We start from the raw sequence: 23,937 nt of genomic DNA on the forward strand, positions 1-23,937 counted from the left end.
CTACTGTATTTGATGAAGGGGTTGTTGTGAAATGGCAGATCATTTAAACAGAATTCTGGTAGTGGATGATGAGGAACGCATTCGCCGCCTGCTAAAGATGTATCTTGAAAAAGAAGGTTATGAAATCGACGAAGCTGAAGATGGCGAAATTGCTCTTCGTAAAGCAACAGCAAATGACTACGGTCTAATTTTGCTGGATGTTATGCTGCCTGGCATTGATGGAATGGAAGTGCTGACCCGACTCAGAGGGGTCAAGTCGACACCTGTCTTAATGCTTACAGCTAAAGGTGAAGAGATTAATCGTGTACAGGGCTTTGAAATGGGCGCGGATGATTATGTCGTGAAGCCATTTAGCCCTCGCGAAGTGATTTATCGCGTGAAGGCTATTATGCGCCGTTCTTCGGCAACCGCATTTTTGTCCAAAGAGAGCAACTCCAGTAATAACATTGTATTCACTCATCTTATTATTGAGCATGACGCACACCGGGTTACTGCTGGTGGTGAAGAAGTGAGTCTGACACCGAAAGAATACGAACTGCTGCATTATTTGGCGATTTCACCGGATAAAGTGTTCTCTCGTGAAGAACTGCTTAAAGATGTTTGGAATTATGAGTTTTTCGGAGATTTGCGTACAGTCGATACCCATGTTAAGCGTCTTCGTGAAAAACTGAATAAGGTTTCACCGGAATCCGCGGCGATGATTACAACTGTATGGGGTGTAGGTTATAAACTTGAGGTACCTAAATAAGTGAACTTCTGGAGAAGTCTTGTCGGCAAGCTGTGGGTCACGATCATCTGCCTGGTCGCTGTCGTGCTGATTACACTCGGGTTGTTTCTACTTCCCTATATCGACAGCAACTTTGCTAATTCCGGCGATATCAAACGTTTATTTATGTATACGTGCATGATCGGATTTTCCTTGACGACATTCTTCGCATTGTTCTTGTTCACCAAGATCACTCAACCGATGCAACGTGTCATCGAGGCTGCAAACAACATTCGACGTGGTGAATACGGAACAAGGCTGACGCTTGTCACAAGCGATGAAATTGGCCAATTGGCAACTTCCTTTAACCATATGGCTGAGGAGTTGGAAGAGAATATTCGCAGTCTGCACCATGAAAAGGGTCATCTATCCAGTGTATTGCGTAGCATGAGTGATGCTGTAATCACCTTTGATACCCTAGGCCAGATTATTCTGACCAATCCGCATGGTCAATCGCTACTTGAGAGCTGGAGCGATTTAGAGTGGGAACAAGAGAGCGACATTGAACCTCATACGGAAACGGCTGAGAGTAATGTTCCACCTCCCCTGCGTCCTTTATTTTTGAGCACGTTGAAGCAAGGCGGCGATGAGCGCTCGAATGTACATGTCCGGCAGGGCGTGTGGTCAGTGCATATGGCACCTTTATACTCTGAAGGAAGCATTCGTGGGGTGGTTGCTGTTCTGCGTGATGTGACTGAAGAGGTACGGCTCGAGAAAATGCGCCGTGACTTCGTGGCAAATGTTTCTCATGAGATTCGGACTCCGTTATCGATGATGCAAGGTTATAGTGAGGCTTTACTTGACGGTATGGCTTCTTCACCAGAGGAAAGCAGTGAACTGATTCAGGTCATTCATGATGAATCACTCCGTATGGGACGTCTTGTAAAGGATCTGCTCGACCTTGCGCGAATGGAAGCTGGACATACGGATATGTTGAAGGCAGAAGTAGATGTGAACGAACTGCTGGAACGAGTGTATCGCAAATTTTCCGTACGTGCGAAAGAGCGTGATATTCATCTGCAGCTAAATAAAGACAGCGATGTTCTTGTTCTTAAAGCGGCGGATGAAGATAAGCTTGAGCAGGTCTTAACCAATTTGCTCGATAATGCTTTTCGTCATACGCAGGGTGGCAAGAAGATCACAGTTCATACAGGAACTTGTGTCTTAGAAGGGCGTTGCTATTTTGAAATTAAAATTCAGGATGAAGGCGTCGGCATTCCGCAGGAAGATCTGCCGTATATATTTGATCGTTTCTACAAAGCCGATAAGGCACGTGTACGGGGAGAATCAGGTGGAACGGGACTTGGGCTTGCGATTGTTAAAAATATTGTTGAGTCGCATCACGGAACCATTTCAGCTTCCAGTAAGTTGGGCGAAAGTACAACCTTTACCCTAAGACTTCCTGTCGAAAAACAGTAATTCCAAACACAATGTGTGATAGCGCCTCTGACAGCAGAGGTGCTTTTTGTTGAAACAAACACATTAATCTTGTTCATCGTGGAACATATCTCATTGTTTATGCTTGGGAGGCCAGCAAATGATTTTATCTTTAGACCAAGGGACTACTAGTTCACGAGCCATAGTGTTCGATAAGGACGCTAGAATCGTCTCACAAGGGCAATACGAGGTTAAACAATCTTTCCCACACCCTGGCTGGGTGGAACATGACCCAGAGCAAATTTGGGCGTCACAGCTTGCAGCTGCAAGAGATGCGATTACTCGGGGCGGGATAACACCTCAGGAAATATCTTCTATTGGAATTACAAATCAGAGGGAAACGGCCCTAATCTGGGATAGAGCAACGGGTAAGCCGATTTATCCTGCGATTGTGTGGCAGGACAGACGTACTGCAGAGCTGTGTGAAGAGATCAAGAATAGGGGATTAGAGGGACTCATTGCTAGCAAGACTGGACTCGTTGTGGATGCTTATTTTTCTGCAACTAAATTCTCCTGGATTCTTGATCATGTGGACGGCGCACGAGAGCGGGGGAATAATGGCGAGCTACTAGCTGGGACCGTAGACAGCTGGCTTATCTGGAAGCTTACTGGTGGAGCTGTACATGCTACTGATGTAACTAATGCTTCGCGTACAATGCTATATAATCTACATAAGCGCTGCTGGGACGAAGAGCTGATGGAAGAGCTTGGTGTACCCCGCTCCATCCTGCCGGAAGTGAGAATGTCCGGTAGTGAATTTGGAGCAGCAGATGCGCAGTGGTTCGGGGCAGAAATACCTATTCACTCTGTATTGGGAGATCAGCAGGCTGCTTTGTTTGGACATACTTGTCTTGAACCCGGAAGTGCCAAAAACACATATGGAACTGGATGCTTTATTCTAATGAATACAGGTACAGAAGCTGTAGTCTCCAGTCATGGATTGTTGACCACTGTAGCTTGGGGAATGGGGGATGAACTCTACTATGCACTCGAGGGCAGTGTGTTTGTAGCCGGAGCGGCTGTACAATGGCTTCAGGAGGGGCTAGGCCTCATAGCGGAGCCAGCAGGCTCAGAAGACAAAGCGCGGGAAGTGGAGGACAGCGAAGGGGTTGTGGTCGTTCCTGCTTTTACTGGACTAGGTGCACCTTATTGGGATATGTACGCACGTGGAGCAGTCTTCGGTCTGACAAGAGGGACGACCTCGGCACATTTGGTACGAGCAACGTTAGAGTCGCTAGCATTTCAGTCTAGAGATGTAATTGGGGCGATGGAAAAAGACGCAGGCATGCCATTGACCGGACTTCGTGTAGATGGGGGAGCTGTTCGTAATGATTTGCTGATGCAGTTCCAGTCTGATATCCTCGGGAGTGAAGTGACTCGAACTACATATGCGGAGACGACTGCGCTGGGGGCAGCACTTCTGGCTGGATTAACCTCAGGAGTCTGGACAAGAGAACAACTAGAAAGCTTTAACAAAGCTGAGAGGGTTTTTTCACCTGAAATGGGTATAGATGAGCGTGAACGACGTTACAACGCCTGGAAAGACGCTGTAGCGCGTACCATGGGTTGGGAAAAACATGAAAGATATCAGTAATCAGGGAGATGTATATGTCCATGGTTAACGGAACAGAATCTGATCTACCGAGTGGACTTTCAAAGCCTGTACTTCGGGCACTCCATGGGATGGGACCAAAAGGGCTTGATGAAATACGGCGTGCGCTAACTGAAAAGGGGTTATCCTTTGCTGGCGAGTCCTAAAGACCAGATCAACATAAAAAGCGGCAAGCTAAGGTTAATCCTTGGCCTGCCGCTTTTTATGTTGTAACGCTTGATATTCAATAACAAATGTTACATTTTTCCATCCAGCGCCCACTGTCCAGGACAGAACTTTATCTCCACGTTCGATCTTTCCTATAGTAATCTATCTTCTTAAATCACAATAATAAAGACGAAATGTGTATATTTATGTCGAATTATTATTTATTGGATCTCTTCTATGGTTTCAAGAAGAATATTAAAGGCTGTGATGATTCTAGGTGCCCCTATAGCGGGTACTAAGTGTAGTAGAATGCCTTTGAGCTGTTCTACAGTAACTCCTACACGAAGAGCCATAACATAATGAACTCCTAATTGATCGAACTGGCCCATTGCAATTAGAGCAGAAATAACAGAGACTTCCTTCCAGTCAGCTTCAATGGTATTGCGTTGAAAAATATCTCCATACGCATTACCCATGATGAATTCTGCCAAGTCAGGGAAATGTTCCTTAATCGGAGCTAGTGCTTTAGCGCCATAGTCTCCTGAGAGATTCGTGAAGTGGTTCAGACCACTGTTAACATTATCTTTCATAGTGAGCCTCCTAATTTAGGTTCAAAGTACGGTGTGCAGTCGGAGGGACTTCATCACGGTCTGTTAATAATTCAATAACTGCAACACGGTTAAGAGCAACGGCGTCCTTAATTGCAGTCGAGAATTGTTCCGCAGTCTCACACTTATAGCCTGTCGCTCCTAGAGACTCGGCAAATTTCACAACGTCCATTGGGACTTCGTATATCGTTCCATCAATACGGCCAGTAGTTTTTTCCATCCCTTTAAGCGCCATATCGAGTTGCTTATTATTTACTACGATAAAGATGACAGGGATATCTTTGCAGACGGCGGTGTTTATTTCTGTACCTAGCATCATAAAACAGCCATCACCTGTAATACAGAAGACAGTTTCTTCAGGAGCTGCAACCTTTGCACCAATAGCCATACCGATAGAATTACCCATGCAAGCAAAATAAGCATCAAATACAAAACTGCCTGGTTTCTTAACCTTGTACCATTTAGCAGCATTGAATCCATGACTGCCGTCATCAACAAATACTGTATTATTGTCAGGAATCAGATCACTCATCGTGCTCATAATAGACGCAAGGGAAAGATTCTTCAGACTGGGAAGCTCTTCTGAATAATCTACATAAGGGATAGCTTCACGTTTAGTAATATGATTAGGATCAATATGATTTAGGTAGCACACTAGGTTATCACGTAGATCACCAGTGACTGGTATCGTTTTGGAGAACAAGATTTTTCCAACAAAGGTCGGATCAATATCAAATTGAATTAATGTTGTCGGGTGATTCTCCCGTTTTAGGTTACAGACGGTCATATCACTTAATCGTGATCCTAGAACTATAAATAGATCACTTTTATTCAACAGGTCATCCCCGTGGGTGCAACCTCCAACACCAATAGGACCATGATAGAGTGGGTGATCCCAAACCATAGCCCCTTTACCACCAGGTGATGTTACTACTGGTATATTAAAAGTTTCAGCGAGCTGAATAAGCTGGCTATGCGCCCCAGATCGATTGACCCCTTTACCCGCAATAATCAAAGGATTCTTTGAGGCATTGATAGCATCAACTACTCTGTCGATATTCGCTAGACTTACTAGAGATTCGCGTTCGGGAATTACAATATTGCACTCTTCCAATCCTTCTGTCTGTACATCAAACGGCACACAAAGATGAACAGGCCCACGTTGGTTAAGAGCAATTGAAATCGCATGATTAAAAATAGTACTAAAGTGATCACCGCGTTCAATAAGTTTACTGAACAAGGTGGCAGGTCTGAACATCTCCGCTAAATCAGCTAAGTAAGAGGAAGAGTCCTGACATTGGGGGATTCCAAGCTCTTTAATAGATTGGTGGCCCGTAATAAACAGCACTGGCAAGTTGTTGGCTTTCGCATGTGCTGCTGCTGTAAGCAGGTTAGTTCCGCCTGGACCAGAAGTACCAAATGCTACGCCTAGATTACCAGTTTTCAGCGCGTATCCAGCTGCTGCGAATCCGGAGCTGGATTCATGTCTCCCTGGAATAAATTCAATACCATAGTCTACCATCTTAAGAACTACGGGACAAATCGATTTACCAATGATCCCAAAAGAATGGGTCACTCCGAGGTTACGTAGTGCTTCCGCCATATAATCTGCGACTGTCTTCAAAAGATACACCTCACAAGTTGATTAATATTTATTATGTTATTGATCTTTCGAAGTGATCTGATTGATCAATAAACTCAAAAATAGAAAACCTGTGCTCCGAAAAAGGGCACAGGTTGGTGGCGTAAATCGCCGTAAAGACTGAACAATAGTTCAGCCGTCCCGGGTCCTTAGCAACCTGGCAATCATGGCCTCAGAGTAAAAATGAGGCTGTAGATCCATGGTTTTGCGTCATCCTCTTTCGAAGATTTTGCCTATATTAATTTAAAATTTATAAGAAGAATTTTCCTTTACAATATATTCCTTGGGATCATCCTTTGTCAATATATTATCGCAAATTAACTCGAATTTTGACGAAAGTCTTGTCAAACCTATGAAATAATAGAAAATAAACCGTCCCCTAAGACAAACTTAGAGGACGGTTTATGGCTTGGTTTATTCGTTATGCAAGTTGTTTAAAACTTGAAGATATGGATCGTTTTCTGTAGATTAAATACGGCTTGTGTCATTTTCTCAGTTTCTTCTGCGACGGACTGCAGGGCATTAATTTGTTCATTCATTGCAGCCGATACTTCTTCGGTGCCAGCAGCAGTTTCCTGAGTGATTGCAGATATATTTTCTATTGCACCTGAGATTTTCAAGGCACTTTCCAGCATAAGATCACTTTCAGAAGAGAAGGAAGAGATCTGCTCGGTAATATACTGCACACTTTGTACAATTTGAGCAAAGATATGAGCAGATTGAGTGATCATCTCATTCTGTACCTGTACGACTTCTTCGTTGATAGCGATATTGTCAATCGCTTGTTTAATATCAGTTTCAATGCTCCGAACTAAACCAAAGACTTCCTTTGTTGAAGCCGTTGATTCTTCGGCAAGCTTACGGACCTCCTGTGCGACTACTGCAAATCCTCGACCATGTTCTCCGGCACGTGCTGCTTCGATGGAGGCATTCAGCGATAACAGGTTAGTCTGTTCAGCGATCTCAGTGATGGTCTTTGTGATCATCGTTATTCCGCGAGCATTATGAGACAAGGCCTCGATAGTATCCGCTACTTTTTGAGTAGCCTGGATGTTTTTGCGCATGCCTTCAGCTTGAGTATCTACGGATTGGCGCCCTTGTTCAACTAGTTCTAATGTATGTATTGAACGTCTGTTCATTTCTTTCGTTGAGTTCGTATAATTGGAGACTTTATTCTCAATATCTTTAATAGATTCTGTCATTTCAGCGATATCCGTAGATATTTCATTTGCCCCAAGAGCTAGCTCATTTGACGAAGAGGCTACCTGTGCCATGACAATTTTCAAGTTCTGATTCTTATCTTCGATTCCACGGCTTGCATCCATAACCTGGCGCGTGATCTGCGATGCTTCTGTCAAAATCTTCTTGAGCTTGTCAATCATAGTATTAAAGGAACGACTTACGTCCCCCATAGACCCGTTCTCGTCAGCTCTACTAGTAAAATCCCCTTTAGAAATACTATGAGATACATTCGCGATGTCATCAAAAGAAGATGTAAGCGTTCTCTCGATAAAGCGGGCCACGGGTAAAGTTAAAGCAGCAAGAACAACGATTAGAACAATACCCAAAATAATGTTGCCTAAGATCATAAAAGTAACTAAAACAGGAATGGCAAATAGTGCGGCAATGAGATAACATCCGGCAACAATTCTTTGTTTTAACGGAAGTTTATGCATCCAGTTCATTGGTATAATGTCCTCCTTATTAATATTATGTATTGGTGTTATTATATGGGATTTAAAGGTGATTGGTCTATAGTAAGAACTGACATAAATCTTCTTTTAGGAGCAGTTCTTTAGATTTCGTGTCAAAAATCCTCATAAATAGCGGAAATTTTTGTGATAGCAGACTTTACCATCTCTAAAAGTTCTTGTGGTGAAAGTACAATAACTGAGGGACTAAAAGAAAGGATTATCCGGCAGGCAGACTCGATCGTATTAAATTCGGCATCTACGTTCACCCACTCTGCATTGCTGGTTGGCTCTATCAATTGGACAGAGACGAATCTTTCTCGCTGTAATTCTTTTAAGACAGATGTTCTAACCCTTAGCTTTACTTGATACTTTGGCAGTGCTGCTTTAAAGGCCATGGTGGACTCTTCCCAGTACTGTTTTAAATCAAAGTCATCAGGTCTTTTAAACCCCTCATGAGTCTCCTCAACGTTAACTAATCTGGACACACGAAAGGTTCTTAGTTCATCCTCGCTTTTGGCTACGACATACCATACACCGCGTTTTGCAACCAACCCAAGAGGATCAATGAAACGGACTGTAGTCTCATTACTCCGGAGATAAGTGATTTTAACTTTACGGTCCTCCCAAAGTGCTCCCTGCAGTACAGAAAGGAACGGATAAGTCTCATCTGAAGGATGCCAACTAGCACCATCAATATGAATACGCTCGCTTAGGTGATGTGCTGGGTTACTAGTTCGGTGTGAGGATGCAGCTTCTAGTTTGAGAATAGCGGAAGAGAAATCGTCTTGTATCCCCAGATCCTTCAATATAGATGCGTCAGTGGACAGAAGCAGTGAACCAATCTCTTGTGGCTTCATTCCCGTTAGGGAGGTTCGGTACCCTTCAGTAAGCATCCAGCCTCCTTCACGGCCACGTTCAGCTAAAATGGGTATCCCTGAAGCACTTAATGCTTCCATATCACGAAACACAGTTCGTTCTGATATCTCGAGTATTTGGGCCAGTTCTCTAGAAGTCATTTTTCCGCGATTTTGTAACAGAAGCAATATAGATAACAAACGGTCGGCTCTCATTAGGCTATTGTGCCTCCTCGAATTAATTATTGGACGATCACCATTAATCTTTTCTAAATCATGATTATATTATATATGTCAGTTGATGTCATATATACGGGCTATACTTATAAAACGTAAGGAATGATCACAGAATATTGAAATCCGAATTTATGTGGAAAGGGTTGAGGGCTATGACATTGAAAGGGAAGGTCGCTTTGGTTACCGGGAGCAGCAGAGGTGCAGGGAGGGGAATCGCTTTAGAATTAGCAAGAAGAGGCGCTTTTGTCTATATTACAGGGAGGACCACAGATATATCCGCCACAGAACATACTAAGGGGAGTATAGATAGTGTACTTAGAGAAATAAAAGAGAGTGGGGGTTCTGGTGCGGTAATACGATGTGACCATACGAAGGATCAGGAAACAGAAGCAGTGATCCGTCAAATCGCTGAAGAGAAGGGGCGACTCGATATCTTAGTTAACAATGTATGGGGAGGCAATGATTTAACTATTGAGCAGAAGCCTTTTTGGGAGTTACCTACAGCTCATTGGGACAATATGTTTAATGCCGGTGTGAGAGCACAAATGATCACAAATTATTACGCAATCCCCTTCATGCGCAAGGCAAAAACTGGTGGTCTAATTATCCATACAACCTTCTGGGATCATTATAAATATTTAGGCAACTTTTATTATGATCTTTCTAAAAATGCACTTTTACGTATGGCTTTCGGATTGTCGAAGGAGTTAAAGGATGACGGTATTGCGGTTATTCCACTTTCACCTGGATGGATGAGAACAGAAGCGGTTCTAGAAACCATGAATACAGATGAGGAACATTGGCAAGAAGTTGAGGAACTGAAAATGAGCGAATCGACGAGATATATTGGTCGAGCAGTGACTGCACTAGCCGCTGATCCAGAGGTTATCTCTATGTCCGGTGAGCCGCAGGTGGTTGGAAAGCTTGCTGAAAAGTATGGCTTTACTGATATTGATGGAAGGATAATCCCTTCGTTCATAATATAGGAAGAAAAAGATTCGTTAAATTAAAGAAAGGCCATTCCAGTACGTTCTGGAATGGCCTTTCTATATTATAGATTAAAGAAGGATGATTTCTTCAGCAGTATTAATTTCTGGTAATCCAGCGAGTTTCACAAGGACATGCTTAGGAACAGCTTTGTCAACGGTCAGCAGCATGATTGCAGCACCTCCAACAATTTTACGTCCTACTTGCATGGATGCGATATTTACATCATTCTCGCCAAGCAATGTACCCACGAGTCCGATAATCCCTACTTTGTCGTTATGGGATACAAAGATTTGATGACCTTCAGGAGCAATATCAACAGGGAACTTATTCACTTGAACAATTCGTTCTCCATAGCCTTGCAGCAGGGTACCGGCAACAAGATACTCTTGGTCACGATCAGCTTTTAGAGTAACAGTAATCAGATTGGTAAAACCTTTTGTTTTAGAAGCTTTAGTTATTACTACGTTCACATCTCGTGTTTTCGCTAAATGCATGGAATTTACAATATTAACGTCCTCTGCAAAGTGGCGGGAGAGCACGCCTTTTACAATGTAGCGGGTTAGTGGTTGGGTATCTACATCCGAAAGATCACCGGCGTATTCCACATGGATCTCACGGATAGCAGCAGCTGCAATTTGGGTAACAAAGCTACCCAGTTTTTCCCCAAGCGTGAAGTAAGGTTGAAGCTTATTCATTACACTTGGAGCCACTGGAGGAATGTTTACCGCGTTAATGAACGGTTCATTACGCAGAATATGCAATACTTGTTCAGAAACATCGATCGCCACATTTTCTTGAGCCTCAATCGTAGAAGCGCCAAGGTGAGGCGTCACGATGATTTTTGGATGAGATAAGAAGGGGTGATCCGCTTGTGGTGGCTCTTTTTCGAATACATCAAACGCGGCGCCAGCAACGATACCGCTATCTATAGCTTCTACTAACGCCATTTCATCAATTACACCACCACGGGCACAGTTGATGATGCGCATGCCCTTTTTCATCACCTCGAATTGTGGGCGAGAAATCATATGGCGTGTTTCCGGAGTAAGTGGAGTGTGCACAGTAATGAAGTCTGCTCCGCGAACAACATCGTCTACGGAAGCCAATTTCACTTCCATCTTTTCAGCACGTTCAGCTGTTAGGAAAGGATCAAAAGCAAGAATTTCCATACCGAATGCTTTAGCACGTTTAGCCACTTCACTACCAATTCTGCCCATTCCGAGTACACCTAAAGTTTTGCCGCGAAGCTCTACACCAACGAATGTTTTTCTATCCCAGGTTCCGCCAATTGTTTTTGCATAAGCTTGTGGAATATGACGGGCTAGAGCCATCATCATTGCGAAAGCATGCTCACAAGTCGTAATTGTATTTCCATCAGGAGCATTGATTACAACAATACCACGTTTTGTTGCAGCATCGAGTTTGATATTATCTACACCAACACCTGCACGGCCAATTACTTTTAGGTTTTTTCCTGCTTCGATGATTTTGTCTGTTACAGTAGTTTGACTGCGGACAAGGAGGCCATCGTATTCACCGATAATTGCAATGAGTTCGTCTTCGCTGAGTCCTGTTTTTTTGTCAACAACTACATCTTCTGCGTCCATCAATTGCTGAATGCCCAAATCACTGATTGGATCCGATACTAATACTTTAAACATGGTTTCTTATCCCCCTTAAAGTTGAAAAGCTTTATATGTCGAGGACGCCTTTTTGGGCAATCCACAATACCTGAAGATTCACGAACTAGTAGAGAAAAAACATGTGATAATAGTAGATCAACGCGGTGTCGCATAAAAGAAGTTGTGTGCAGAAGTGCCGCGGAATCGGTAATTTTGGGCAAAAGGATAGTATAGATTAGGTATTTAGAAATTAAAAAAACTCCCGACCCCCATACTACTGCCGTAGTAAGGGACGAGAGTTATCTTCGTGGTACCACCCTAATTCACTGCAACTTGGAAGAAGCAGCCTCATTGGCCTGCAAAGGCCACACTGGTAACGGAGTTGATCCGATTGCACCTACTTTAAGGTTCGATACAATATCTCAGGAGCGCTAAAGACATCTGTGTGTCACCGGTTTGCACCAACCACCGGCTCTCTGAAGACTTCCAGAATCTTTGTTCCATCATCGTTTTTGATTGATTAATTTTTTCATAATGTAACACGGTAATGTAGATGTGTCAATAGGCTTTGAAAGTAAGCTTTCTTGAAGTGAACTTCATTTTTCGTTATGATTCAATGACTGGTTCTATTCATAAAAAAACGGGAGCTGTGGAATCGTCTCCTTGCTGTAGTACTGCTCTCGCCACTTCATAAAATCCTCTACCTGTATAGCACCTGTGGAAATAAGCAGGGTTACTGAGGACTGAACATCTGTAAGATTCAATGAACTGGCTGTACCAGAATGAATCAAATCGTCTATTTTTGCGGTAATGTCCTGAGGATCATAGGCTGCAAAAATTCCGCGATTTAACATCATATCTGCAATGGATGCGTTCTTTTGAAGAAGAGGCATTTTTTTCCACTGTATAAAGGACATGGTCTTAAGCTCACCAGCATCAGAAGGAATTTTCTGGTTTGTCTTAGAGCCCCACTTTAGCATAGAATCATAAAAGTTCTTTTGAGCGAGCAATCCGAATTTAACCGCACCGGAAGTATAAGGATCATTTTTCAGCAATTTTGCCGTCTCTGCACCAGATGCACTTGCACTTACTTCACCAGAAGCTTTTGAGAATAAGGTTAAGCTTTTGAGTATGTTTAGCTGTGATTGATGTAATAAGGGAGAGTCAGAAAAGATAGAGTCCTGGTTCACTCTTTCATATTGTTTATCTGCTAAAAGGCTAAGATTCTTCATAGCTGCTGCATTTACACGGGCATCTGTACTGCGTGCCAGCTTGTCCACTTGAGTGTTCCAATTCTGCTTGAATTCCCGATAAGGCAAAAATACGTTATGATAGAAAGTAACAAGATCCTTCTGTTGGTAAGAGCCCGTGAATTCTTCTAATCCATATCCATTACTGCTCTTTTGTTGCTCATATTTAGCTTCCGTTTTGTCTGCGCCAACCTTGACGCCTGTGAAAAATGCGGCGAAGGCGCAAATAAGGAAAAACAAAAAAAATAGAGTGTACAACATTTGTGTACGGGAGTTACGTTGGCTCATAATAAGTGCTCCTTTTTCTGGGGGAATTATCCTATGTATTATGTATTGATAGCAACATTATGGACGGTTTCTCTTTCGGAGCTGCCCCAAAAAATTAAAGAACAGGCAGGTCACGATGAAAAAATTCAAATTTGGCGAGATTAAGATAAAAAAAGTAGAGCCAGGTCAGTTAACAGACCGTCTTCTGCTCCTCAATCTCTACATAACTCAGGGGCTTACATTAATTATCGGTTTGATATGGATATTATTTCAGAAAAGAAATCCTTTTAAGCTATTAATTTTTCCAGAAAACGTACATTTTGTGGCATGGGGTCTTGGACTTGCCGCTGTAATGCTGGTAGTTGATTATTTATTGACTCATATTGTACCTGAAGAAAGTATGGATGACGGGGGAATAAACGACCTATTATTTCGAAATAGGCCCGTATGGCACATTGTTGTAATTGCAGCTATGGTATCAATCTGTGAAGAGCTTCTGTTCAGAGGAGCCATACAGTATTCCATTGGTCCTTATTGGACGAGTATTTTGTTTGCTCTTATTCATGTTCGCTATTTGCGCCACTTTGTACCTACCGGATGGGTTTTCTTAAGCAGCTATGGTCTTGGGTATATATACATTCAATCAGGAAGCCTATGGGCACCTATACTATGTCATTTCTTCATCGACCTTTTCTCTGGTCTGGTGATCCGCTACAGGAGGGAATCATGAGTGAGGAATTGAGCCGGTTGAAGTCTCGTCAGAAAAAGCGCAGTGGCGAAGGCAAAACTTCTGGCAAAAGTAAAAAAACGAATCCGCGATCGGAGGGGGCTCCTAGAAAGAGCAATCCTTCCCAGACAACAACGGCAACTTTATCAAGGAAAGCGCGCCGTCCGGCAGCTTCTGCGAAAGGATCTAACGCTGGAAACAATGAGCAGGAAGAATCTGTTCCATCACGTTCGAATACGTATTCATCAGAACGTGTTCGGCTTAGTAAAATGTTTGTTAACTCTCTGATTTTCATTTTTGTAATATTGCTGGTAGCGCTCCTATGGTGGGGAATCGAAGGGGCGCCGCCTTTGAGTACTTTATGGTGATTTTTTGGATTTGTGGATTAGTTGTGGTTGTGCTTTTGATTACGCTAATCATTGCAGTGATTATGTTAAGTAACGCCTTTCGAAATAGAATTATTACCGAGGAAATATTTTTGAAGTCACTCCCAGATGAGTTTGATGGATTTCGTCTCTTATTTATAACCGACATCCATCGCCGCCGCCTTCCAACAGCACTGCTGACTCCGTTAAAGGGAAAGGTGGGTGCTGTTTTATTAGGCGGTGATCTGACGGAAAAAAACAGTCCTCTGGATCGACTGACTGATAATATGACTTTAGTTACTTCTATTGCTCCAACCTATGTAGTACATGGCAATCATGATTATCGAGCTGATATTTCACTAGTTGATCAGATTATTCGGAGCAGTGGTGCAAAGCTGTTAATGGATGAGAATGTGCGTATTGAACGTGAGGGGGCTTCTCTTTGGTTAACGGGAGTGGATTTTCCGAAAAAGGGTGGCAACACTTCTTATCGTCCATTACCAGGATTAACGTCACGTGCTTCTTCAATAAATAACACTTGTCGTATCATTCTTGTTCACGATCCGCTCTGGTTGTCCAAACGCCAAAGTGTGCCAGCAGATCTGATATTAGCAGGTCACACGCATGGAGGGCAGGTCATTCTTCCTTTTTTGGGACAAAGGCATGTGGAAAATTTTTATCATAAATATGATGCAGGAATGTTTCATTGGCCAAGAAGAGATGGGACAGGAAGGGATGCGAAGCTGCTGATTAGCAGAGGGTTTGGAACCTCTCACTTGCCAATCCGCTGGGGAAGTCCTGCTGAGATGCACATTCTAACGCTCCGTAAAGAGAAACATTAGAAAGCTGTCCTTCTACATTTGAATGGGTGGACAAAAAAACAGGTAATCTCCTTTGCTTCAAGGGGATTACCTGTTTTTATTTATCCTAAATAGGAATTAGCGCATCTTAAGCTCAATGCTGCGAGGGTCTACAAAGCTATAGCCCTTGCCTTCAAGAGTAGTAAGCAGTTTATCCAACGCTTCAACTGTCCAAGGTAGTTCATGCATCAGAATATTACTGCCAGAATGCAATTGATCCGTCACATTTTTGATTAACTTATCTGTTTTTCCGGTTTCTTTCTCTTTCATTTCCCAGTCCAGTGATCCATTGGACCAGGTCATATACAACATCCCATTCTCAGCGGAAATCTTCTTGCCTACATCTCCGCCAGCACCATGTGGGGGACGGAAAAACTGAGGGACTTCACCGATAATCTCCTTGACCGCATTTTGAACGTCTTCGATTTGCTTTTTGACCTCAGTGTAAGACTTGTCCTTCAACACAATATGATCCCAGCTATGGTTGCCGATAATTCCTCCGCGGTTATGAATTAACTCTAGAAGCTCGGGATGGGCTTTAACGCGGTATCCATTTACGAAGAAGATCGCTTTGGCCTGATGTTTGTCCAGAACATCCATTAACGGATTGATCATATCCGCATCTTTGGGACCGTCATCAAAAGTGAGCAACACGACTTTTTTATTTGTAGTTTCCTCATTTGGGACAATGTCGTAATTTTTGTTCATATGGTACAGCAGTGGGATTTTAGCGGAGGCTTCATCCTTACTGGCTGTATTATTACTACCTGTAGTTCCTCCATCTGCTGATGCTTCAGGGGTAGGGCTGGCTGTAACCTCAGGCGAAGGCGCTGTAGTTGCTGCGCTCTGTGTAGCTGCCGCCGTAGGCGTATTCTTTGTGGTGTTTGTATCCTCGGCGGTCTTTCCATTTGCACCGCTGTTGCCACAGGCTGTCAGCAGTAAGGTAGCCAGTAGGAGCACTGATGTCATTTTACCCACTTTTTTCAACTCACTTTCTTCTTATTAGGTTGCATGAGCGGCAATCTTTCCGCGAACACTAAACATGATTTTACCATACAAGGAGGCTGGAAATATGAATACTTCGTCATTTTTATGTGGGGTGCTGATGGGCGTTGCAGCCAGTATGATTATGTCCAAAAAGCGGAATTCTCTAATGTCTTCGCTGGGGCAATCGGGCGGTTCCATGAGTGGAGCTGCAGATAAAGCAAAAGAAAAAATAATTGGTATGGCTACGACAGGGTTTGGAAACACTGCTGCTTCAAGCAGCAATGCAAGCAGTAATACAAGCAGCAATGCTCAAAGTAATGGTTCGAACAGCGGAACCTCTGAGCATAAATCGGAATCACCGGTTAAATCAAAAGAATCCAATCTCAAATTACTGAAGGATTTCATTCGTAACAATCCTGAAGTGAAGAGCGAAGTGGAGCAAATTCTTAAAGAAACGCATACTGCCATACCGGGATTGTAACCGTAAAGGACTCCTTCAGAATCATTTTGAGGATGAAATATTCCGCAGAATGATTCTTTTTTATATTCAAGGGCTTGAAAATGGTTTATGAATTAGAATAAGCTCTTCAGTAGTAGCAATGCTTTAAGAGGATTTTATATATTTATTTTCGTGCATTTATCTCTGCAAAATGATAACATACATACATAGTAACCATTTTTGGCTCATTACTCGGGACTCATCATACATTATAATAAATGAGCTTGCAAAAGGAGGATCCTGTCATGAGAATAGAGCGATTAAGTCAAGATAAGATACGGATTTTCCTCACTTTTGACGACCTGAGCGAGCGGGGCATCCAGAAGGAAGACATGTGGCAGGAAGTTCCCAAGGTTCATGACCTGTTTACGGAGATGATGGACCAAGCATATAGTGAACTAGGTTTTGATGCTACTGGTCCGCTTGCCGTAGAAGTTTTCGCATTGCCCGCCCAAGGCATGGTCGTTATAGTGACCCGAGGAAAATATGATCACCATCAGTACGGTGCGTCCGGGGAAGAAGAATTGCCAGAAGAGATTTACGAAATGGAAGTTACTCTTGAACAAAGCGACTCCATTGTATATGCATTCCGCGATTTCGAGGTTCTTGTTGAAGCGGCTCATGTGCTCATTGGTAATATTACTTCCCAGGGGAAACTGTATTCTTATAACAATAAATGGTATCTGTATTTCGATCCTAAGGAATTTGAAGAAACAGCGTTGTCAGGTCTTGTTGGCGTACTAGCTGAGTTTGGAGATTCCTCGCCGGTTACTGAAGCTGTTCTCGATGAATACGGGAAGACAGTAATGCCGGAGAATGCAGTCCAGTTATTGTGCACTCATTTTAAGCGTCAGGATTAAATAACATGATAGGGCTGATATGCATTATTTTAGCTGTTTAGCCCTATTCTTGTTCTTGATGGTATGGCGGTCATTCTTGAATTAAAGCTGTTATCTGCCTTGCTGTAATCAGCAGAATAAGGCGCTAGGGATATAGGGAGGTTATTCGGTGCTCGTGTTATCGGTTATTTCGTCGGCAGTAGCGCCGGGACTTGCTCTGCTGACCTTTTTTTATTTGAAAGATAAGTATGATCAAGAACCGCTTCATATCGTTATTAAGGTGTTCCTGCTAGGCCTTCTGATTGTATTCCCTGTTATGATCATTCAGAGAGGACTAATGCTGGGACTGAATGGCGGTCCTTATGTGGAGTCGTTTCTCATATCTGCTGGCGTGGAAGAATGTTTAAAATGGTTTGTGCTTTACCATATGATTTACAATCACACCGAATTTGACGAGCCATATGATGGGATACTATACGCCGTAGCGATTTCGCTCGGCTTCGCAACAATAGAAAATATAATGTACGCTTGGTATAGCAATGCATCAATCGGTTCCATGTTCCTGAGAGCCTTGCTTCCGGTTTCTGGACACGCTATGTTTGGTGTAATCATGGGCTATCATTTAGGGAGAGCCAAGTTCTCAAAAGGAGTTAAAACAAAAGGGATCCTGTTAATCTCTATCTTGCTTCCATGGTTGTGGCATGGGATTTATGACTTTATTTTGAGTACGACAGCTAACTACTGGATATGGTTTATTGTTCCTCTGATGGCTATTCTATGGTACGGAGGGATGGGGAAAGTGGATAGGGCGAATAGCCGGTCCCCTTTCCGCTTTCTGAAACGAGAAGAAGAGGTTAACCTATAATCGAGATGGACACACTTATATTCAAAGGATTGTTCCTTAGCGGGAGATTCCAGAGAGGAGAGAGGTGTCTTTTTTTGCGTATAAAAGTCCGTATACTTTGCAAACAATGCGGTGAGACCTACATATTAAGAGGGATAAAAGAGCAGGGTGTGATTCAAACCGGCTTTAAGCAATGCCTTTGTAGTAATAGCAGTGGCTTTGAAATTGAAGAGAGAGCATAAGCGCTATGCTATGCAAATTTGGAGTGAAATCCCTCTATCCAAACACTTTGGTCATATTCTGTTACAGGAGGGTGCATAAGACTCCTAGTTTATTGTCAAACTAACGCCAATAAGCTATCGAAAGGAGTCTTGTAGCCCTATGTACAAAAGATTAAGTGCTGTAATGTTCCCGCTGACTGCGCTGCTGTTAATTGGAGCGCTCGTGTGGGGTTATCAGGAGAATCAGGAGAAGAATGCGATCTTAATTAAGGCGGAGAACCAATATCAGCGTGCCTTTCATGATTTGTCTTACCACGTGGAGCGTCTTCATGGAGAGCTGGGAAACACACTAGCTGTTAACTCCGCTTCTAACGGGATGCACCGCAAAGGACTTGTTAATGTGTGGCGGATGACCAGTGAGGCACAAAATGAAATTAATCAGTTGCCACTCACATTACTGCCTTTTAGCAAAACGGAGGAGTTTCTGTCCAAAATCTCAAACTTTTCTTATAAAGCTGGGATTCGTGATTTCACTAAGAAGCCTTTGACAGATGGTGAATTGAGCAATTTAAAAGCATTGTATAAGAGCTCTGGAGAAATCTCAAAAGATTTGCAAGATGTTCAGAATAAAGTGATTGGTAGCCGCTTGCGCTGGATGGATGTTGAAACCGCATTGGCTACAGAGAATAAGGCAGAAGATAATTCGATTATTGACGGCTTCAAGTCGGTGGACAAACGTGTCGAAGGTTACCCTGACCTGGATTGGGGTCCTTCAGTTGCTAGCATTTACGATAAACGCTCTGTAAAAATGCTCGGAGGTACCCCTGTTTCAGTTGAAGATATTAAACGTAAAGCCATTAAGTTTGCTAACGCAGGCTCGAATGCTAAGGTAGACGTTAAAGAAAACGGCAAAAATACGAAGTGGCCTTCTTATACGGCTACAGTCAGTGGTTCGAATAATAAGCAGATGACCAGTATGGATTTCACTAAAAATGGTGGTTTACTGATCTCTTATTACGATAACCGAGAGATAGGACCTGCTAAGGTAACCCTAGAAGAAGCAGTTACCAAGGCGGAGCAGTTTCTTAAGAAAAAAGGATATCCTCATATGACTGCGGTTAATGCTGACCGTTATGATAATATCGGGAATTTAATCTTTGTAACGAGCCAAAATGATGTCTTGATTTATCCTGAGAAAATGACGATCCGTATTGGACTTGATACTGGGACAGCGGTTGGTTTTGAGGCTAGCGAATATGTCAATGAGCATAAGGACAATCGCAAGATTCCAAAGCCAAAGCTGACCCTTGCAGAAGCGAAGAAATTTCTGAATTCGGATTTCAATGAGAATTACCATCGCATGGCTTGGATTAAAAATGATGACTCCGTAGAAGTCTTGACTTACGAATTTGGCGGAAAGGTAAATGGTACTCAGTATCGTATTTATCTTAATGCGGACGATGGCATCGAAGAGTCCGTGGAAGAAATCAGGCCTTCTTCAGGCCTAGAACAAAAATGAGCAAACAGGGCGCATCCATTATTTGGATGCGCCCTGTTTGCTTTTTAAAATTCAAAATAATATTTATCTCATTGGGTGATATTCCCATGCTATAATCATTGTTAACTATACTGATTTGGCGGTGACATCTTTGTATCCTAAAATTAATGAATATCTATACATACAGGTTGCTTCCAGTGACGCTGCTGAAGCAGAAGTTGAATATAGATCGAGAATTGCAGAGACGGAGGACGACGCATTCCTCATTGAAATTCCTATGTTGGAGAGTAACGGTCGTCTGAAACGACTTTTTATGGGGGACGAGCTTTCGGTTTATTTTATTACTGAGGGTGGCATTAAAAATTACTTTAATACTCATGTTCTGGGGTTTAAAGAAGATGTAATTCGTATGGTCCGGATACAAAAACCAGAGGCGGATTCTATTTTCAAAATTCAGAGACGAAGCTTTTTTCGGGTAAATGCAGATCTTGAATTAGCTGTGAAGGATAACTTTGGAAAAAGATTCCTTGTACGTACAGATGATATCGGTGGCGGAGGAACGTCTTTCTTGGTGGATCACCAAGTGAAGCTCGAGGTGGGAGCGAAATTATCCTGCTGGGTTCTAGTACCTTATCGAAATGGTAGTATTGAGCATGTGGACTTTGAAGGTGAAATAGTTCGGATTAAAAAGCTTGAAAACGGGCGCCAATTGGCCATGCTGAAATTTGTGGCTATTACGGATAATGAGCGTCAGAAAATAATACGTTACTGCTTTGAACGGCAGTTTGATTTCCGCAACCGATAGGCATTTTTCTTAGCTCTATTAAGCGTTCTGATTTTGCACTGAAGTATAAACTGTGGTATAATTTTATAAGTCGCAGGCAATGCCTGCTTTTTTCTTGATAATATCATCAAGCATATCCATTTGTATGTGCTCCTTGATATTGCAGGAACGAACTTGACATCGCTAGATGCTTTTCTTATGAAAGAGTGTTTGAGGAGGAATGCCCCGTTGGATAGGCAGGGTACACATACTTACGACAGAATTAACGTCGCCATCGACGGACCTGCCGGGGCAGGCAAGAGTACTGTAGCCCGATTGGTAGCCCAGAAGTTGTCTTATATTTATGTCGATACAGGCGCAATGTACCGGGCAATCACCTGGTATATGATCCGAGAAGGCATAGAACCGGAAGATCAGAATCAAGTGAACCAGAAAGTTCACGATATGGTTATTGAGCTTATTCCGGAAAAAGACATCCAGAAGGTGCTGATTAATGGGGAAGACGTAACGCCGCATATTCGGAGTCTTCAGGTTAGCGGCCTTGTGTCGCAGTATTCGAAGATCGAAGGTGTAAGGTCCAGACTGAGTCATTTGCAGCGTCAGATGGCGCTTCGCAAAGGCGTTGTAATGGATGGCCGCGATATCGGTACGACCGTGCTGCCCGATGCCGAAGTAAAGATTTTTATGACGGCAAGTGTGGAAGAAAGAGCTCTCCGTCGTTATAAGGAATTGAGAGGCGCGGAATCGGTGACGCTTCAGCAGCTTGAACATGATATTGCACAGCGGGATCGTCTGGATGAAGGACGGGAAATTTCACCGCTGCGCCGTGCGGAAGATGCAATTCTTCTGGACACGACCTTTATGGATATCGATCAAGTTGTGGAGGCCATTGTATCCCATTGTAGATCTCATGTTGACGGGGAGAGAAATCATTTATGATTTATGTATTTTGCCGAGGATTGCTTCGCTTGATTTACGCAATTGTTTTCCCGCTTAAGATTGTGGGGGAAGAGAATGTGCCAAAGGAGGGCGGGGTGCTGCTCTGTGCCAACCATATTAGTTTGCTGGATCCGATGACTATCGGGATTAAGTTAGACCGTCAGGTAAAGTATATGGCTAAGGCAGAACTTTTTAAGGTTCCTGTGCTTGGCTGGCTCATTAACAAATTGGGTGCTTTTCCGGTTAAACGTGGTGGCGTAAGCAAAGAATCCATTAAAACGGCCCTTAACACACTTCGTGGTGGTAATGTCATGGGTATCTTCCCGGAGGGTACGCGTAACTCTGATGCCGGAGTTGCCAAGAAAGGTGCTGCAAGCTTTGCACTTCGAAGCGGTGCTGCAGTTGTTCCAGCCGCAATTGTCGGTGAGTACAAACCCTTTCGACGGATGGTTGTAGTCTATGGGGCTCCTATAGATCTCAGTCAATTTGCCGGTGCAGGAAGTGAATCTCTCGAGGCTGTTACCGATGTCATTATGGAACGCATCAATGAGATGAAGAAGTCGGGTATACCAACCGTTGGTTAAGGGATAAACGGAATCACAAATTTCGTCCTGTGCTATGATTAAATAACGGCATAGTCGCTATTTTTTGGAACATACTATCTTCAAGTGTAATTTGTAATACCAAGCAATGCTTGTTTTGAACTCTGCTATACGCAGGTTTAAATAAATGGGGTTTTGAATCGAGGAGGCTAATCACATGTCTGAAGAAATTAAAAATCAGGAAGCTACGGAGAGTAATGAAACCGTAGAAGCGGTGGAATCCGCTGTGACAGAAAATAACGGAGCTGTAGAAGAAGTTGCTGCCGTTAACGAAGAAGAAGTGACTAACCAAGCTGACTTGGAAATCATTTCTTTGAAAAAAGGCGATACCGTGAAAGGAACAATCGTCAAAATCGAAGATAACCAAGCTTATGTAAGCATTGGATATAAATACGACGGTGTGATTCCAATTCGCGAATTGTCCGCAGTACAACTGGACAACGCTGCTGCAGCAGTAGAAGTTGGACAGGAAGTAGAATGTAAAGTTGTTAGCATCAACGACAACAAGGAAAGCCTTGTTCTTTCCAAACGTGCTGTTGACAGCGAAAAATCATGGGAAGATCTTGAGAAGTACTTTGCTTCCCAAGAAGCTTTCGAAGTTACTGTGGCTGACGTTGTTAAAGGCGGTCTAGTAGCTGATGTTGGAGCACGTGGATTTATTCCAGCTTCCATGGTTGAGCGTCACTTCGTTGAAGATTTCAGCGATTACAAAGGCCGTACCCTTCGCGTTAAAGTGAAAGAACTTGACCGTGAGAACAGCAAAGTAATCTTGTCCGCTAAAGAAGTTCTTGAAGAAGAGTTCGAAGCTAACAAGCTTAAAATTATGGCTGAACTGTCTGAAGGTCAAATCATTGAAGGTACTGTACAACGTCTGACCCAATTCGGCGCATTTGTTGATGTTGGCGGAGTTGACGGTCTTGTGCACGTATCCGAAATCGCTTGGAATCACGTAGAGAAGCCTTCTGATGTAGTTTCTGAAGGTGATAAAGTACGTGTTAAAGTACTTAAGGTTGATCCTGAAAAAGGAAAAATCAGCCTGAGCATTAAAGCTGCTGCTCCAGGTCCTTGGGACTCTGCTGCTGGCGAAATCAACATCGGTGATGTTGTAACAGGCGTTGTAAAACGTCTTGTGAACTTCGGAGCATTCGTTGAATTGCTTCCAGGTGTGGAAGGTCTTGTGCACATTTCACAAATCTCCCACAAACACATTGCTACTCCACACGAAGTATTGAAAGAAGGACAAGAAGTACAAGTGAAAGTACTGGACTTCAATCCATCCGAGAAACGTGTTAGCCTGAGCATCAAAGAAACTGAAGAAGCTCCAGCACCTACTGCTAGACCTGAACGCAGCAACAGCAGAGACAGAGCTCCTAAAGAAGTATTGAATAACCCTAACGTTTCTCTAAGTAACGAAGGCCTTAGCTTTACGCTTGCTGAACGTTTTGGAGACAAGTTAGACAAATTCAAAGGTAATAACTAATCCTGCTTTTTGAATATACGGGTAAAGTAATCGGCGAGCCCTCGATACGGGGGTTCGCCGATTCTCTTTTTCCAGCGACAGAAAGATTTATTGGAACTAACATGAGTGTTAGCCAATTTTAATGTTTTTTGCTATGATGAGTATCGTAAGGATGACAGGAGGAATG

23 protein-coding genes, 1 riboswitch and 1 other annotated feature are annotated in these 23,937 nt (G+C 43.0%); of the genes, 16 read left to right on the plus strand and 7 right to left on the minus strand.

Going from position 1 to position 23,937, the window contains the following annotated elements; translation table 11 throughout:
* Positions 1–31: 31 nt before the first annotated feature.
* The 4 genes from CA598_RS09505 (at position 32) to CA598_RS32235 (ending at position 3,961) form a co-directional block, all read left to right on the plus strand.
* Positions 32–748 carry a response regulator transcription factor gene (locus tag CA598_RS09505; protein WP_036676174.1) on the plus strand — a complete coding sequence of 239 codons (717 nt, stop codon included), beginning with the start codon at positions 32–34 and terminating at the stop codon, positions 746–748.
* The gene (locus CA598_RS09510; RefSeq protein ID WP_094876371.1) at positions 749–2,185 is read left to right on the plus strand and encodes an ATP-binding protein; all 1,437 of its coding nucleotides are present in this window, start codon (positions 749–751) and stop codon (positions 2,183–2,185) included. It begins immediately after the preceding gene.
* A 118-nt stretch (positions 2,186–2,303) separates the two neighbouring features.
* Complete coding sequence (gene glpK, locus CA598_RS09515) at positions 2,304–3,797, plus strand: glycerol kinase GlpK (RefSeq protein WP_218832591.1); 1,494 nt, start codon at positions 2,304–2,306, stop codon at positions 3,795–3,797.
* A 14-nt stretch (positions 3,798–3,811) separates the two neighbouring features.
* Positions 3,812–3,961 carry a helix-hairpin-helix domain-containing protein gene (locus CA598_RS32235; RefSeq protein ID WP_179283631.1) on the plus strand — a complete coding sequence of 50 codons (150 nt, stop codon included), beginning with the start codon at positions 3,812–3,814 and terminating at the stop codon, positions 3,959–3,961.
* A gap of 222 nt (positions 3,962–4,183) precedes the next feature.
* Here CA598_RS32235 and CA598_RS09520 read toward each other — a convergent pair whose 3' ends face one another.
* From CA598_RS09520 to CA598_RS09535, 4 genes are all read right to left on the minus strand, one after another.
* Positions 4,184–4,552: a carboxymuconolactone decarboxylase family protein gene (locus tag CA598_RS09520; RefSeq protein WP_094870084.1), complete on the minus strand. Its 369-nt coding sequence runs from the start codon at positions 4,550–4,552 to the stop codon at positions 4,184–4,186.
* Between the two features lie 10 nt (positions 4,553–4,562).
* The gene (locus CA598_RS09525; RefSeq protein ID WP_094870083.1) at positions 4,563–6,203 is read right to left on the minus strand and encodes a thiamine pyrophosphate-binding protein; all 1,641 of its coding nucleotides are present in this window, start codon (positions 6,201–6,203) and stop codon (positions 4,563–4,565) included.
* Between the two features lie 157 nt (positions 6,204–6,360).
* Positions 6,361–6,456, minus strand: a riboswitch (cyclic di-GMP riboswitch).
* Between the two features lie 190 nt (positions 6,457–6,646).
* Positions 6,647–7,897, minus strand: coding sequence for a methyl-accepting chemotaxis protein (locus tag CA598_RS09530; RefSeq protein WP_094870082.1), 1,251 nt, complete (start codon positions 7,895–7,897; stop codon positions 6,647–6,649).
* A gap of 122 nt (positions 7,898–8,019) precedes the next feature.
* Entirely contained in the window at positions 8,020–8,976 is a 957-nt protein-coding gene (locus tag CA598_RS09535; RefSeq protein ID WP_094876373.1) for a helix-turn-helix transcriptional regulator, read from the minus strand.
* A gap of 173 nt (positions 8,977–9,149) precedes the next feature.
* Here CA598_RS09535 and CA598_RS09540 point away from each other — a divergent pair, with 173 nt between their 5' ends.
* Positions 9,150–9,983, plus strand: a complete 834-nt coding sequence (locus CA598_RS09540) for an SDR family NAD(P)-dependent oxidoreductase (protein ID WP_094876374.1) — start codon at positions 9,150–9,152, stop codon at positions 9,981–9,983.
* A 72-nt stretch (positions 9,984–10,055) separates the two neighbouring features.
* On the opposite strand, the gene serA is transcribed toward CA598_RS09540, so the two are convergent.
* On the minus strand, positions 10,056–11,648 hold the full coding sequence (gene serA / locus CA598_RS09545) for a phosphoglycerate dehydrogenase (protein WP_042190237.1): 1,593 nt from the start codon (positions 11,646–11,648) through the stop codon (positions 10,056–10,058).
* A gap of 246 nt (positions 11,649–11,894) precedes the next feature.
* Positions 11,895–12,125: a binding site (T-box leader), on the minus strand.
* Positions 12,126–12,235: 110 nt separating this feature from the next.
* Positions 12,236–13,147: a hypothetical protein gene (locus CA598_RS09550; protein WP_094876375.1), complete on the minus strand. Its 912-nt coding sequence runs from the start codon at positions 13,145–13,147 to the stop codon at positions 12,236–12,238.
* A 115-nt stretch (positions 13,148–13,262) separates the two neighbouring features.
* On the opposite strand from CA598_RS09550, the gene CA598_RS09555 reads away from it, so the two are divergent.
* The 3 genes from CA598_RS09555 to CA598_RS09565 are packed head-to-tail and all read left to right on the plus strand — an operon-like array spanning position 13,263 to position 15,060.
* Positions 13,263–13,856: a CPBP family intramembrane glutamic endopeptidase gene (locus CA598_RS09555; protein ID WP_094876376.1), complete on the plus strand. Its 594-nt coding sequence runs from the start codon at positions 13,263–13,265 to the stop codon at positions 13,854–13,856.
* The gene (locus CA598_RS09560) at positions 13,853–14,221 is read left to right on the plus strand and encodes a hypothetical protein (protein WP_094870078.1); all 369 of its coding nucleotides are present in this window, start codon (positions 13,853–13,855) and stop codon (positions 14,219–14,221) included. Before CA598_RS09555 ends, CA598_RS09560 begins: the two co-directional genes overlap by 4 nt.
* Positions 14,215–15,060: a metallophosphoesterase gene (locus CA598_RS09565; protein ID WP_218832592.1), complete on the plus strand. Its 846-nt coding sequence runs from the start codon at positions 14,215–14,217 to the stop codon at positions 15,058–15,060. Before CA598_RS09560 ends, CA598_RS09565 begins: the two co-directional genes overlap by 7 nt.
* 96 nt (positions 15,061–15,156) lie before the next feature.
* Here the strand turns inward: CA598_RS09565 and CA598_RS09570 are convergent, their stop codons facing one another.
* The gene (locus CA598_RS09570) at positions 15,157–16,065 is read right to left on the minus strand and encodes a polysaccharide deacetylase family protein (RefSeq protein ID WP_373455816.1); all 909 of its coding nucleotides are present in this window, start codon (positions 16,063–16,065) and stop codon (positions 15,157–15,159) included.
* Positions 16,066–16,150: 85 nt separating this feature from the next.
* Between CA598_RS09570 and CA598_RS09575 the strand changes: the two genes are divergently transcribed.
* The 8 genes from CA598_RS09575 to rpsA all read left to right on the plus strand — a co-directional run bounded on the left by CA598_RS09575 (position 16,151) and on the right by rpsA (position 23,771).
* Positions 16,151–16,546: a hypothetical protein gene (locus CA598_RS09575; protein WP_094870076.1), complete on the plus strand. Its 396-nt coding sequence runs from the start codon at positions 16,151–16,153 to the stop codon at positions 16,544–16,546.
* A 263-nt stretch (positions 16,547–16,809) separates the two neighbouring features.
* Positions 16,810–17,424, plus strand: coding sequence for a genetic competence negative regulator (locus CA598_RS09580; RefSeq protein ID WP_042190227.1), 615 nt, complete (start codon positions 16,810–16,812; stop codon positions 17,422–17,424).
* 148 nt (positions 17,425–17,572) lie between these two features.
* Entirely contained in the window at positions 17,573–18,268 is a 696-nt protein-coding gene (gene prsW / locus CA598_RS09585; protein WP_094876377.1) for a glutamic-type intramembrane protease PrsW, read from the plus strand.
* 360 nt (positions 18,269–18,628) lie between these two features.
* Positions 18,629–19,987 carry a germination protein YpeB gene (gene ypeB / locus CA598_RS09595; RefSeq protein WP_094876378.1) on the plus strand — a complete coding sequence of 453 codons (1,359 nt, stop codon included), beginning with the start codon at positions 18,629–18,631 and terminating at the stop codon, positions 19,985–19,987.
* Positions 19,988–20,117: 130 nt separating this feature from the next.
* Positions 20,118–20,771, plus strand: coding sequence for a flagellar brake protein (locus CA598_RS09600; protein ID WP_094870074.1), 654 nt, complete (start codon positions 20,118–20,120; stop codon positions 20,769–20,771).
* Positions 20,772–20,978: 207 nt separating this feature from the next.
* Entirely contained in the window at positions 20,979–21,689 is a 711-nt protein-coding gene (cmk, locus tag CA598_RS09605) for a (d)CMP kinase (RefSeq protein WP_280786601.1), read from the plus strand.
* On the plus strand, positions 21,686–22,273 hold the full coding sequence (locus tag CA598_RS09610) for a lysophospholipid acyltransferase family protein (RefSeq protein WP_094870073.1): 588 nt from the start codon (positions 21,686–21,688) through the stop codon (positions 22,271–22,273). Before cmk ends, CA598_RS09610 begins: the two co-directional genes overlap by 4 nt.
* Positions 22,274–22,448: 175 nt before the next feature.
* Positions 22,449–23,771, plus strand: coding sequence for a 30S ribosomal protein S1 (rpsA, locus tag CA598_RS09615; protein ID WP_170880310.1), 1,323 nt, complete (start codon positions 22,449–22,451; stop codon positions 23,769–23,771).
* Positions 23,772–23,937 lie beyond the last annotated feature (166 nt).

The organism is Paenibacillus sp. VTT E-133291 (genome assembly GCF_002264395.1).
Classification (GTDB): domain Bacteria; phylum Bacillota; class Bacilli; order Paenibacillales; family Paenibacillaceae; genus Paenibacillus_AQ; species Paenibacillus_AQ nitricinens.

Coding starts and splice junctions, on each gene's coding strand:
- CA598_RS09505 (WP_036676174.1), top strand. CDS start 32: ATGGCAGATCATTTAAACAGAATTCTGGTAGTGGATGATGAGGAACGC.
- glpK (WP_218832591.1), top strand. CDS start 2,304: ATGATTTTATCTTTAGACCAAGGGACTACTAGTTCACGAGCCATAGTG.
- CA598_RS32235 (WP_179283631.1), top strand. CDS start 3,812: ATGTCCATGGTTAACGGAACAGAATCTGATCTACCGAGTGGACTTTCA.
- CA598_RS09520 (WP_094870084.1), bottom strand. CDS start 4,552: ATGAAAGATAATGTTAACAGTGGTCTGAACCACTTCACGAATCTCTCA.
- CA598_RS09530 (WP_094870082.1), bottom strand. CDS start 7,897: ATGAACTGGATGCATAAACTTCCGTTAAAACAAAGAATTGTTGCCGGA.
- CA598_RS09535 (WP_094876373.1), bottom strand. CDS start 8,976: ATGAGAGCCGACCGTTTGTTATCTATATTGCTTCTGTTACAAAATCGC.
- CA598_RS09540 (WP_094876374.1), top strand. CDS start 9,150: ATGACATTGAAAGGGAAGGTCGCTTTGGTTACCGGGAGCAGCAGAGGT.
- serA (WP_042190237.1), bottom strand. CDS start 11,648: ATGTTTAAAGTATTAGTATCGGATCCAATCAGTGATTTGGGCATTCAG.
- CA598_RS09550 (WP_094876375.1), bottom strand. CDS start 13,147: ATGAGCCAACGTAACTCCCGTACACAAATGTTGTACACTCTATTTTTT.
- CA598_RS09555 (WP_094876376.1), top strand. CDS start 13,263: ATGAAAAAATTCAAATTTGGCGAGATTAAGATAAAAAAAGTAGAGCCA.
- CA598_RS09560 (WP_094870078.1), top strand. CDS start 13,853: ATGAGTGAGGAATTGAGCCGGTTGAAGTCTCGTCAGAAAAAGCGCAGT.
- CA598_RS09565 (WP_218832592.1), top strand. CDS start 14,215: ATGGTGATTTTTTGGATTTGTGGATTAGTTGTGGTTGTGCTTTTGATT.
- CA598_RS09575 (WP_094870076.1), top strand. CDS start 16,151: ATGAATACTTCGTCATTTTTATGTGGGGTGCTGATGGGCGTTGCAGCC.
- CA598_RS09580 (WP_042190227.1), top strand. CDS start 16,810: ATGAGAATAGAGCGATTAAGTCAAGATAAGATACGGATTTTCCTCACT.
- ypeB (WP_094876378.1), top strand. CDS start 18,629: ATGTACAAAAGATTAAGTGCTGTAATGTTCCCGCTGACTGCGCTGCTG.
- CA598_RS09610 (WP_094870073.1), top strand. CDS start 21,686: ATGATTTATGTATTTTGCCGAGGATTGCTTCGCTTGATTTACGCAATT.
- rpsA (WP_170880310.1), top strand. CDS start 22,449: ATGTCTGAAGAAATTAAAAATCAGGAAGCTACGGAGAGTAATGAAACC.